Annotated in this window: 14 protein-coding genes; 5 read left to right on the top strand and 9 right to left on the bottom strand. The window is 72.6% G+C overall.

The annotated features are described in order from the left end of the window. Positions 1 to 47 precede the first annotated feature (47 nt). The 4 genes from ACWDX7_RS09000 (at position 48) to ACWDX7_RS08985 (ending at position 3,093) form a co-directional block, all read left to right on the top strand. Complete coding sequence (locus ACWDX7_RS09000) at positions 48 to 1,025, top strand: DEDDh family exonuclease (RefSeq protein ID WP_451492346.1); 978 nt, start codon at positions 48 to 50, stop codon at positions 1,023 to 1,025. Between the two features lie 113 nt (positions 1,026 to 1,138). After that, positions 1,139 to 1,372: a hypothetical protein gene (locus ACWDX7_RS08995; protein ID WP_451492345.1), complete on the top strand. Its 234-nt coding sequence runs from the start codon at positions 1,139 to 1,141 to the stop codon at positions 1,370 to 1,372. Positions 1,373 to 1,542: 170 nt separating this feature from the next. Then, entirely contained in the window at positions 1,543 to 2,328 is a 786-nt protein-coding gene (locus ACWDX7_RS08990; RefSeq protein WP_451492344.1) for an SURF1 family cytochrome oxidase biogenesis protein, read from the top strand. 9 nt (positions 2,329 to 2,337) lie between these two features. Further along, positions 2,338 to 3,093: an SDR family oxidoreductase gene (locus tag ACWDX7_RS08985; protein ID WP_451492343.1), complete on the top strand. Its 756-nt coding sequence runs from the start codon at positions 2,338 to 2,340 to the stop codon at positions 3,091 to 3,093. Positions 3,094 to 3,139: 46 nt separating this feature from the next. Here the strand turns inward: ACWDX7_RS08985 and amaP are convergent, their stop codons facing one another. The 8 genes from amaP to ACWDX7_RS08945 form a co-directional block, all read right to left on the bottom strand. Then, positions 3,140 to 3,706 (bottom strand): alkaline shock response membrane anchor protein AmaP, encoded by a 567-nt coding sequence (gene amaP, locus ACWDX7_RS08980; RefSeq protein ID WP_451492342.1) that lies wholly within the window; start codon positions 3,704 to 3,706, stop codon positions 3,140 to 3,142. Further along, a complete protein-coding gene (locus ACWDX7_RS08975; protein WP_451492341.1) occupies positions 3,703 to 4,317 on the bottom strand; it encodes a DUF6286 domain-containing protein in 615 nt (204 codons plus the stop codon). The genes amaP and ACWDX7_RS08975 overlap by 4 nt, the downstream gene beginning before the upstream one ends. After that, entirely contained in the window at positions 4,314 to 4,721 is a 408-nt protein-coding gene (locus ACWDX7_RS08970) for an Asp23/Gls24 family envelope stress response protein (protein WP_451492340.1), read from the bottom strand. The genes ACWDX7_RS08975 and ACWDX7_RS08970 overlap by 4 nt, the downstream gene beginning before the upstream one ends. 7 nt (positions 4,722 to 4,728) lie before the next feature. Further along, positions 4,729 to 4,920: a hypothetical protein gene (locus tag ACWDX7_RS08965; RefSeq protein WP_451492339.1), complete on the bottom strand. Its 192-nt coding sequence runs from the start codon at positions 4,918 to 4,920 to the stop codon at positions 4,729 to 4,731. Positions 4,921 to 4,962: 42 nt separating this feature from the next. Continuing rightward, positions 4,963 to 5,418, bottom strand: coding sequence for an Asp23/Gls24 family envelope stress response protein (locus tag ACWDX7_RS08960; RefSeq protein WP_451492338.1), 456 nt, complete (start codon positions 5,416 to 5,418; stop codon positions 4,963 to 4,965). Positions 5,419 to 5,692: 274 nt separating this feature from the next. Further along, complete coding sequence (locus ACWDX7_RS08955) at positions 5,693 to 6,472, bottom strand: enoyl-CoA hydratase/isomerase family protein (protein WP_451492337.1); 780 nt, start codon at positions 6,470 to 6,472, stop codon at positions 5,693 to 5,695. Positions 6,473 to 6,640: 168 nt separating this feature from the next. Further along, entirely contained in the window at positions 6,641 to 6,862 is a 222-nt protein-coding gene (locus ACWDX7_RS08950; protein WP_030010789.1) for a helix-turn-helix domain-containing protein, read from the bottom strand. Between the two features lie 350 nt (positions 6,863 to 7,212). Continuing rightward, positions 7,213 to 8,811 (bottom strand): ABC-F family ATP-binding cassette domain-containing protein, encoded by a 1,599-nt coding sequence (locus ACWDX7_RS08945; protein ID WP_451492336.1) that lies wholly within the window; start codon positions 8,809 to 8,811, stop codon positions 7,213 to 7,215. Between the two features lie 365 nt (positions 8,812 to 9,176). On the opposite strand from ACWDX7_RS08945, the gene ACWDX7_RS08940 reads away from it, so the two are divergent. Next, positions 9,177 to 9,572, top strand: coding sequence for a VOC family protein (locus tag ACWDX7_RS08940; protein ID WP_451492335.1), 396 nt, complete (start codon positions 9,177 to 9,179; stop codon positions 9,570 to 9,572). 103 nt (positions 9,573 to 9,675) lie between these two features. Here the strand turns inward: ACWDX7_RS08940 and ACWDX7_RS08935 are convergent, their stop codons facing one another. Continuing rightward, complete coding sequence (locus tag ACWDX7_RS08935; RefSeq protein ID WP_451492334.1) at positions 9,676 to 11,118, bottom strand: hypothetical protein; 1,443 nt, start codon at positions 11,116 to 11,118, stop codon at positions 9,676 to 9,678. Between the last annotated feature and the right edge of the window lie 68 nt (positions 11,119 to 11,186).

The following is an 11,186-nucleotide window of genomic DNA, read 5'->3' as shown; positions in this document are numbered from 1 at the left end:
CCGGAAGGACGGCGGGCCATCGCTGTCGGTCCGGGCCGATATCCTCTGTGACCATGCTCGACGACCGTACGACCGCAGACACGATCTGGCCGACCGCGTACCCCCAGGGGTACGCGGTCGTCGACGTGGAGACCACCGGGCTCGCTCGCGACGACCGGATCATCTCTGCCGCCGTCTACCGGCTCGACGCGCAGGGCGATGTGGAGGACCACTGGTACACCCTGGTCAATCCGCTGCGGGATCCGGGACCGGTGTGGATCCACGGACTGACCACCAACATGCTCCGGGACGCGCCCCTCTTCAAGGACATCGCCGAGGAGTTCGCGGACCGGCTCGCGGACCGGGTACTGGTGGCGCACAACGCCAGCTTCGACTGGCAGATGATCGCCCGTGAATACGCGCGGACCGCCGGGGCCGCGCCGGTCCGTCAGCGGCTGTGCACCATCGCCCTGTCGAAGGAACTGAATCTTCCGCTGCCCAACCACAAGCTGGAGTCGCTCGCCGCGCACTTCGGAGTGGTCCAGCAGCGCGCCCACCACGCGCTGGACGACGCCCGGGTGCTGGCCGAAGCCTTCCGCCCGTCGCTGCACGCGGCCGCGCGGGACGGCGTACGGCTGCCGCTGCTGGAGTGCCGGCCGCTGACGGAGTGGTCGGACCCGCCCCTCATGCCGCGGGTGGGCCACCAGGCCTCGTACCAGAGCGGCAATTGGCGGCCTTCGCGCAAGCGGCCGCCGTGCCCGCATCCGAACCCGGGGCGGTTCGAAGACGGCAAACCGCTCAAACAGGGCATGCGCATCGCCTTCTCCGGTGACACCTCCGTGGAGCGGGAGCTGTTGGAGGACCGCGCGGTCGAAGCGGGCTTGCACGTGGCGACGAGTGTGTCGCGGCTCACCAGTCTGCTGGTGACGAACGACCCGGACTCGGCGACCTCCAAGACGGTCAAGGCCAAGTCCTTCGGCACTCCGATCGTCGACGAGGCGGCCTTCACCCAGCTGTTGCGGGACGTGGCGCCGGCCGGGGCCTGAGCCGGCCGGCCACAGGACGGGAGCTCGCGGGCGTTGCGCCGGCCGGGTGCCGGGGCGGCGACTCACCCCGGTGGACCTTGTTCCGGTCCCCGTCCTTGCGGAGCATGCGGCGCATGGCACGTTGTGAGGTCTGCGGAAACGATTACGGCATGTCCTTCGAGGTGCACGCGCAGGGCGCGGTGCACGTCTTCGACTGCTTCGCCTGCGCCATCCACCGCATGGCGCCCATCTGCGAGCACTGCCGGGTCCCGATCATCGGGCAGGGCGCCGAGGTCGAGGGGCACTGGTTCTGCGGAGCGCACTGCGCTCGCGCGGAGGGGAAGGTGGGCGTCGTCGACCACGTCTGACTCCGCTGGCTCCGCCGGCTCCCCGCTCCGAACATCACTGCGAAGCCCAGCCCGGACCGCACCCGACCGCCGTCTCCCACGGCTCTCCCCGTACGGCTCCCCCGTACGCCACGGCCCCGGACGGCCACCCGGCCGCCGGGGCCGGCCCGACTGCGGGTACCGTCGTGGGCGTGTACCGCTTTGTGCTGACCCGGCAGTGGGTGTGCCTCACCCTCGTCGCCCTCGTCCTCATCCCCGTGATGGTCAAGCTCGGGTTCTGGCAGTTCCACCGCCATGAGCACCGGGTCGCACAGAACCAGCTGATCGAGGCGAACCTGCGGGCCCGGCCGGTACCCGTGACCGACATCACCTCCCCCGGCCACCAGGTCCCGCGCGCGGACTTCTGGCGGGCGGTCAGCGCGACCGGAACCTACGACACCGCGCACGAGGTCGTCGTACGGATGCGGACCTCCAACGACGACAAGGTCGGCTTCCACGTCGTGACCCCGCTCGTGCTCGCCGACGGCCGGGTGGTGCTCGTCAACCGCGGCTGGGTGCCGGGCGGCGGCGATCCCCGCACGTACCCGGCGGTTCCGGCGGCGCCCGCGGGCGAGGTGACGATCGCGGGGCGGCTGAAGGGGGACGAGACCAGCGGCGGCAGCGGGATCAAGGACCGCAAGGGGCTTCCGGACCGCCAGGTGATGCTGATCAACAGCGCGCAGCAGACGGCGGCCCTGGGCCGGCCCGTCCTCGGCGGCTACCTGGAACTCACCACTCCGGCCCCGCCGGACGGCGGTCCCGAACCGGTCGCCGAGCCCGACCACGACTCGATCGGCGCGCACATGGCGTACGCCGTCCAGTGGTGGCTGTTCGCCGCCGGCGTGCCCCTGGGCTGGGTGGTCCTGGTCCGGCGGGAGAAGCGCGACCGCGCCGAGGAAGCGGCCCGAGCCGCCCGGCCGGAGCCCGCGACGGCGTAGCGTGTCGGCATGGATCTTGAATTGAAGGACCGTGTCTATGTCGTCACCGGGGCCACGCGCGGCCTCGGCTTCGCCTCCGCCCGTGAATTGACCGCCGAGGGCGCGAAGGTCGTCGTGACGGGCCGCGACGGGGAGCGCGCCGCCGCGGCCGCCGCCTCGCTCGGCCCGGACGCCATCGGTGTGGCGGCCGACAACGCCGACCAGCGGACGCCCGGGCAGCTCATCGCCACCGCGCGGGAGCGCTTCGGCCGCTTCGACGGCATCCTCATCAGCGTCGGCGGCCCGCCCCCGGGCACGGCGGCGGACAACACCGACGCGCAGTGGACGGCTGCCTTCGACTCCGTCTTCCTCGGCGCGGTCCGCCTGGCCCGCGCCGCGGCCGCCGAGCTCGGCGAGGGCGGGGTCATCGGCTTCGTCCTCTCCAGCTCGGTCCACGAGCCGGCCCCCGGCCTGGCCATCTCCAACGGGCTGCGCCCCGGTCTGGCCGGTTTCGCGAAGTCCCTCTCCGTGGACCTCGGGCCGCGCGGCATCCGGGTCGTCGGCCTGCTCCCGGCCCGCATCGACACCGACCGCGTCCGGGAGCTGGACGCCCTGTCGGGCGATGCGCGGGCCGCGCGGGCCGGTCAGGAATCACGCATTCCGCTGGGTCGCTACGGCACCCCGCAGGAGTTCGGCCGAACCGCGGCCTTCCTGCTCTCCCCGGCGGCCTCCTACCTGACGGGCGTCATGCTGCCGGTCGACGGCGGCTCGCGGCACGGTTTCTGACCGGTCGTCCCCGGGGCCCGTCGTTTTCGCGGCAGGGCGGCGGCCGCTACGTCACACGCCGCGCGCGGTGGCCGGCGACCTGGAGGCGGGCCTCGGTCGGGAGTTGACGCAGGCCCATTGAGGTGCGGGCGTGGGTCAGGACCGGACCGGCCAGGCCGGCCAGCGCGTCGGCCGGGACGGCATGCGGCTCCAGTTCCAGCGCGACCCTCAGGGTGGGCGCCCCGCGCCTTCCGCGCAACGCGACCCGGCAATGGGCCACTCCGTCCAGGGCGCCGGCCTCCGCCGCCACCGCCTCCTCCAGCGCGCGTCCCCGCAGCAGGGCGAAGGCCCCGTCCCCGGTGTCCACGACCACCGCCGTCAGCCGGGACCGCTTCAGCTGGGCCAGCAGCCACCACAGCGCCAGCAGCACGCACAGCCCCAGTCCGGCGAGCACCGCCCACCACCACCAGCCCTCGGCATGCAGGTACCGCCGCCGGGCCGCCGCCGTCAGCAGCGGCGCGTGGCGGCCGCCCAGCGGCCAGGAGGCCGTCAGCACCGACGCTCCCGCGGCCAGCAGCACCAGCCCGGTCAGGGCCAGCAGGATCCGGTTCACCACCCCGAGCATTTCCCTCACCCCTTCACACCGGCGGCGCGGCGGACCCGTACGCGTGTCCGCGGAGGATGCGCGAGGCCCAGTTCGCGGACGCCGACGGCGAGGACCGCGTCCAGGTCGGCCCGTACGTCGTCCAGTTCGCGGAAGTGCGAGGCGGCCCGCACGGTGATGCGGGCCCGGCCAGCCCTGACCCGGACCGACCGCACTCCTGGCACCTCCATGGCCCGGTCCCGCAGCACCAGCGCGGCGGCCTTGCGTCCGAGTCCGGCCCGTACCTCGGCCCCGGGGGCCTGATCGCGCTCCGTGGCCGGCGGCAGCATCGGCAGGATCCCGCGCAGCCCGGGGGTGAGGGCCAGCACCAGGAGCAGCGCGCCGAGGACCGCGAGGATCCCGGCCGCCAGCAGTACTTCCGGATCCGCCGGGGTGCGCGTCTGCAGGTGGTGGACCAGTTCCCGCCGCCAGCGCATGCCGGGCCGGTGGGCCCGTACGGAGGCCAGGTCGTACAGGAACAGGCCCGCCACCCCCAGGACCGCCAGGGCGGTGAGGGCGGCCGGGATCCGGCGCGCGGAGCGGAACCGGCGGACGGCGGCGTGCGGCGGCGCGGCCTCCGGCGGGGCGGCGGGGGCCGTCACCGCAGCCGCCGCTCATGCCCGGCCACGGGCCGGGCGTGCGGGGAGACGTGTGGGGAGTGCAGGTGCTCGATGTCGATGTCCACCTCGGGTACGGCCATGGCGGCGTACTCCTCGATACGCAGGGCGACCTGGCGCCGCACGGCCGCGCACTGTGCGGCGAGGTCGGAGGGGTAGTCGAGTTCCAGGCTCACCCGTACCCGGGCGATGTCGTGGTGCACGGTGACCGTGGCGTGCGGCGCGGGGCCGCCCGGTTCGGCGCCGAGCGCCTCGCGGGCCGCCTGCGCCGCGATCTTGGCCACGACCCGGTCGGCGATACGGGTGGATCCCCGGTCGGCGGGAGCCACCTGGGAGGGTGCGGGCCTGCCCGGAACGGGCTGGGGCGTGCTGGGGCGTGGTGTGGTCACCGGCGCCTCACCTGCGCCGCTCGTCGCGGTCCCGGGGCCGGAACAGGTCGCCCGGTTCCAGGTCGCCGTCGAGGAACCGGCCGGCGATGAAGCCGATGGCTCCCAGCGCCGCCACCAGTAGGAACGCCCCGAACCCGCCGAAGTACCCGGCGAACCCGAGTGCCATGCCGGCCAGCAGGCCGACGACCGCCATGCTCATGCGGACTCCTTTCGGCGCAATGGCACACGCTGTTGCGGAAGGTTACTGAAGCCGGGACTCCGGTTCCTCTTCCTCCTCGTCGGGCAGCTTGACGTCGCTGACCGCGATGTTGACCTCCACGACCTCCAGGCCGGCCATCCGCTCGACCGCCGCGATGACGTTCTCACGGACGTCCCTGGCCACGTCACGGATCGACACGCCGTACTCGACGACGATCTCCAGGTCCAGAGCGGTCTGGACCTCGCCGACCTCGGCCTTCACCCCACGGCTGACCGCCGCCTTGGCGCCGCCGGGCACCCGTTCGCGCACGGCCCCGAAGGTGCGGGAGAGGCCGCTGCCGCTGCCCATGGCGTGCACGCCGGCCACCTCACGGGCGGCCATCCCGGCGATCTTCTCGACCACCCCGTCGGCGATGCTCGTACGCCCCCGCTCGGCGGGCTCCCTGCCGGAGCCGGTCGACTTTCCCAGGCTGCCTGATGCTGATGCGGATTCGGTCATCGCGTTTCCTTAGGAATCAGATGGAATCAGAAGCGGAGCGTCCTTCGCGCTGTGCGGACTCCTCACCACCGTAAGCGGGCATGTCCTGCGACGCGCCCGCGACTGGGCCGGTCGGCTGGTACGGGTTTTGGGTCTCGCCCGTCCGGGGGCCTATCCGCCCGCCTGTTTCTGCCCCGCATCGGCCCGGGCATGCCGCCGCCCCGCCTCCGGGGGGGGGAGGCGGGGCGGGAAGCTGGGTGCCGGAGGCCCGGACCGCGAAGGCCGGGGGGCGGGATCAGTCGGAGAGGCCCGCCAGATCGCGCAGGCGCCTGGCCTGGGCCGCGCGCTCGGCGGCGCGCTGGTCGTCGTACGGGCGGGAGGGCGCGTCGCGCAGCAGCGCCTTCGTCTCGATCACGGCGTCCCGCGGCGGGGCCAGCAGGGCCGTGGTGAGGTCCTGGACGGCGGCGTCGAGCTCCTCCACGGGGACCACCAGATTGGCGAGGCCGACCCGCTCGGCCTCGTCGGCATGCACGAAGCGGCCCGTCGCGCAGATTTCGAGCGCACGGGCGTAGCCGACCAGGGAGGTCAGGGGCTGCGTCCCGGCCAGGTCGGGGACCAGGCCGAGGCTGGTCTCGCGCATGGCGAACTGCACGTCGTCCGCGACCACGCGCAGGTCGCACGCGAGCGCGAGCTGGAAGCCGGCACCGATCGCGTGCCCCTGCACGGCGGCAATGGAGACGACGTCGTTGCGCCGCCACCAGGTGAACGCCTCCTGGTATGCGGCGATGGTGGCATCGAGCAGATCGTCCGAACCGCGGGCCAGGTCGAGGAAGGACGGCTCCCCCTCGAAGCCCTCGGGGGTGAAGGCCTGCCGGTCGAGTCCGGCGGAGAAGGATTTGCCCTCACCGCGCAGCACGACGACCCGGACGGTGCCCGGCAACGACCTTCCGGCTTCCGCCAAAGCCCGCCAGAGCGCGGGGGATTGAGCGTTTCGCTTGGCCGGATTGGTCAGTGTCACCGTGGCGACCGCATCGTCCACGGTGAGCCGTACGCCGTCCTTGTCGAGCAGAGCCATCTGTATGCCTCCGGTGTGCAGTCGGCCGCAAGCCCGGCCTAAGTGACTGCACAGTAACCACCCAGCCGACCGCTGAGCCGACCGGGGGTCACCGAAGGAACCGTTGGGACAGGAGAAAGACCTTGGATCGGATGGATCCGCTGGATCTCTTGGACTGTTGGACCGGGGTCAGGCCGTAGCCGCCTTCTTGCCGCGTGTCGCGCCACCACGACCACGCAGCGAGACCCCGGACTCACTGAGCATTCGGTGGACGAATCCATAGGACCGGCCGGTCTCCTCGGCCAGCGCCCGGATACTCGCACCGGAGTCGTACTTCTTCTTCAGGTCTGCCGCGAGCTTGTCGCGCGCGGCGCCGGTTACCCGGCTGCCCTTCTTCAGAGTCTCGGCCACCCGTGCCTCCTCATGGGAAGTGCGCTCTGGACTTCTCATGATCACCCCTCCCACGCTTCCTGGCCACCCATTCAGCAAGGTCCGTACGACGGCATTTCCCGGGTAGTGGACACACGAGCAGAACGGAATCTCCCCTTCGAGTGCATGATCTCGGTCACACTTCGCCCGCATTATCGGGAACTCCCAGGTCAGAGACCTGATGCCGACAGCAGAACGACCCCGGTCGCGCACCCTTGTGAGTGCGGCCGGGGCCGTCGTACGACGTGCAGCGGTACGAGAAGCCCTCACTCAGATGACGGATCACCCGTGAGCCGAATGATCCATAAGGAACTGGATCACCCCTGCGGAGGTCAGGCGAGGGCCACCAGGTCCCGGTAGTCCGGGCCCCACAGGTCCTCGACGCCGTCCGGGAGCAGGATGATCCGCTCCGGCTCCAGGGCCTCCACCGCGCCCTCGTCGTGCGTGACGAGGATGACGGCGCCCTTGTAGGTGCGCAGCGCGCCGAGGATCTCCTCGCGGCTGGCCGGGTCGAGGTTGTTGGTGGGCTCGTCGAGGAGCAGGACGTTCGCGGAGGAGACGACCAGCGTGGCCAGGGCCAGCCGGGTCTTCTCGCCGCCGGAGAGCACCCCGGCGGGCTTGTCCACGTCGTCCCCCGAGAACAGGAACGAGCCGAGGGTCTTGCGTACGGAGACCAGGTCCAGGTCCGGCGCCGAGGAGCGCATGTTCTCCAGGACCGTGCGCTCCGGGTCCAGGGTCTCGTGCTCCTGGGCGTAGTAGCCGAGCTTGAGGCCGTGACCGGGGGTGACCTGGCCGGTGTCGGGCTTCTCGGTGCCCGACAGCAGGCGGAGCAGGGTGGTCTTGCCGGCGCCGTTGAGACCGAGGATCACGACGCGGGAGCCCTTGTCGATGGCCAGGTCCACGTCGGTGAAGATCTCCAGCGAGCCGTACGACTTCGACAGGCCCTCGGCGGTCAGCGGGGTCTTGCCGCAGGGCGCCGGGTCCGGGAAGCGGAGCTTGGCGACCTTGTCGGAGACGCGGACCGCGTCGAGGCCGGAGAGCAGCCGCTCGGCGCGCTTGGCCATGTTCTGCGCGGCGACGGTCTTGGTGGCCTTGGCGCGCATCTTGTCGGCCTGCGTGTTCAGGGCCGCGGCCTTCTTCTCCGCGTTCTGGCGCTCGCGCTTGCGGCGCTTCTCGTCGGCCTCGCGCTGCTGCTGGTAGAGCTTCCAGCCCATGTTGTAGACGTCGATCTGGGCGCGGTTGGCGTCCAGGTAGAAGACCTTGTTGACGACGGTCTCGACCAGGTCGACGTCGTGGGAGATCACGATGAAGCCGCCGCGGTAGTTCTTCAGGTAGTCCCGCAGCCAGACGATCGAGTCGGCGTCCAGGTGGTTCGTGGGCTCGTCGAGGAGCAGGGTGTCGGCGTCCGAGAACAGGATCCGGGCGAGCTCGACCCGGCGGCGCTGGCCACCGGAGAGGGTGTGCAGCGGCTGGCCGAGCACCCGGTCGGGCAGGCCGAGGGCGGCCGAGATGGTGGCGGCCTCGGATTCGGCGGCGTACCCGCCCTTGGTCAGGAACTCGGTCTCCTGGCGCTCGTACTGGCGCAGCGCCTTCTCCCGGGTGGCGCCCGAGCCGGAGGAGATGCGCTCCTCGTTCATGCGCATCTTCTTCAGCAGGACGTCGAGACCGCGGGCGGAGAGGATCCGGTCGCTCGCCAGGACGTCGAGGTCGCCGGTGCGCGGGTCCTGCGGGAGGTAGCCGACCTCGCCCGAGCGCGCGATGGCGCCGGCCGCGGGCTGTCCCTCGCCCGCCAGGCACTTGGTGAGGGTCGTCTTGCCCGCTCCGTTGCGGCCCACCAGGCCGATGCGGTCCCCCTTGGCGACGCGGAAGGAGGCGGACTCGATGAGGATGCGGGCGCCGGCGCGCAGCTCGATGCCGGTGGCGGTGATCACGGAAATACTCCAGAGCGGTGGGGACGGCGGAAGGGGGGCAGGACGCGAAGCTTCGACGCCGCTAATCCGCGAGGAGATTTGCCATGGGAGACATTCTACCGGGGGTGCGCAACTAGTTATGGGGGCGGCCGGGTGGCCCGGGCGACCTCCGGCCCCCTCCCCGGCGTCACTCGTCCGGGTCAGGGAAGCTCGGGGCCGGACGACCCCCCGGGTCATGGACGCACGGGCGGGCGGAGCAGCGCCGGCAGTGGTCCGACCAGGGCTGCGGCACGGGCGACATGGCGCGGCGCCGCACCTTCCGGTCACTGTCGGTGGCGCCTGCCATGCTGTGTCGTGGGTCACACACACGAGAGGGAGTGATCGTCATGGCAGGCGTTCCGTCCATCTGTCCCACCCTGGTCTACCGCGATGCGAAGGCGGCCATCAAGCTGCTGACCGAGGCGTTCGGCTTCAACCAGGTCGCGGTGTACGAAGCCGAGAACGGCGCGGTGGTGCACGCCGAGCTGGCGTACGGCAACGGCGTCGTCATGCTCGGCAGCAAGGGCACCGGCGGGGTCTTCGACAAGGCCATGAAGGACGCCGGGCCGTCCGGCGTCTATGTGGTCGTGGAGGACGTCGACGCCCATCACCGGCGGGCCGTCGAGCACGGCGCCGAGATCCTGATGGAGCCCACCGACCAGGACTACGGCTCGCGGGACTACATGGCCCGGGACGGTGAGGGCAACATCTGGAGCTTCGGGACGTACGCGCCGCAGGTCTGACCGCGCGGCGCGTACGCACGGCGCGTACGCATGCCCCGTACGCACTCCCGTTACGCATACGCCCCCGTACGCGCCCGCCCGTGCGCGGCTGCCGTACGGGGCGCTACGCGCCGCCGGTGTGGACCTGGAACGCGGCCCGGCGTACCGCCTTGGCCAGGGCGGGGTCGGGATGGGCGGCGGCCAGCGCGACCAGGACCTGCACGGTGCGCGGATGGCCGACGGCGCGGACCTCGTCCAAGAGCCGGGGGACGGTGGTCCGCACGGCCGAGTCCAGGTGGCGGGCCAGCAGATCGGCTTCGCCGTGGTCGGCGATGGCGGCGGCGGTGTCCACCCAGAGCCAGGTCGACTCCTCGGCGGTGAGGACGTCCTGGGCCTCGTCGGGGTCGACTCCGTCGTGCTCGGCCAGCCAGAGCAGGGCGTAGGGCCGCAGGGCCGGATCCCGTACGGCGGCGCGCACATCGGGCTCGGCGGGGGCGCCGACCACGCGCAGCGCCTCGAAGGCGAGGCCGCGCAGCAGTGCGTCCTCGCCCCGGGCGGCGTGCAGGAGCTCGCTGACGGCGTGGCCGACGGGCCGGGCAGCGAGCCAGGCCTGGTATTCGGCGCGGGCCGGACCGGGGGTGAGCCGGGCGCAGCCGTGCAGCATGGCGGCGGCCGACTGCTCGATGTTCCCGGCCTGGCTCTGGGCCGCGACACAGATCTGCTCCAGCTTGACCCAGACGGCCCAGCTGCCGAGCGGGGTGAGGGTGGCCTGCGCGGGACCGAGGGTGACGGCGTCCACGGCGGCGAGCCCGCCGAGCGCCCAGCGCAGCAGGCGGGCGAGCGGGACGGGGGGCGCGGGGAGGGTCGCCTGCGGCGCCGGTGCGGCCTGCGGGGCCGGTGCGGCCTCGTGCGGCGAGGCGGCATAGGGGATCTCGCACCGCTCGTCACGCAGTTCGGTGACGCGCTGTCCGAGCAGGTCGAGCAGGTCGGGGACGGTCACGGGGCCGGCCGACAGCTGGAGCAGCGAAAGGAGTTGGGGCATCGCCTCGACGACCTCCGCGACCACCGCGGGGGCGATGTCCGCGGGGGCGGGGTGGACCAGCGACCAGGCGTCGAAGAGGGCGACCCAGCCGCGCAGTACGGCGGTGTCGTCACGGTCCCAGGCGCGCAGCCGCCAGCCGGGCCGGGCGTGGCCCCCGTGCACCTCCACGAGTCCGGCGAGCCGGGCGCGGTCCCAGCCGACCCGGATCTGGCCGTGTGTCAGGTTCAGGTCCGCGGCGGCGCGTTCGACGTCGGAGGCGGGCAGCGCGCCGGCCGGTGCGGGGCGTCCTCCGTCCCCCGCGCCGAGGTTGCGCTCGGCCCATCGGGTCAGGCGTACGGCGTCGGCGAGCGAGGCCCGGGCCCGGTTCGCGAGGTCCGCCGTGGCGGGCGTGCCCGCCGGGGGCCTCGGGGCCGTCCGGGTGCGCCGGTCGCTCACCGCCTTGCGGGCCGCGGCGACGGAACGCGGGGAGACGAGTCGGAGTCTGGAGTCGCGAGCCAACTGCTCATCAGGCTTTCGGGACGTCACGGAAGCAGTCTCGCCCGTCACTGGCCGAAAGCCCAAACGGAACCGACCGTTACCACTGCCGCCCCTGG

It is taken from the genome of Streptomyces sp. NPDC003034 (assembly GCF_053591375.1).
Note: the sequence above shows the minus strand (reverse complement) of the source record. Positions and strands in the feature narration are given on the sequence as shown.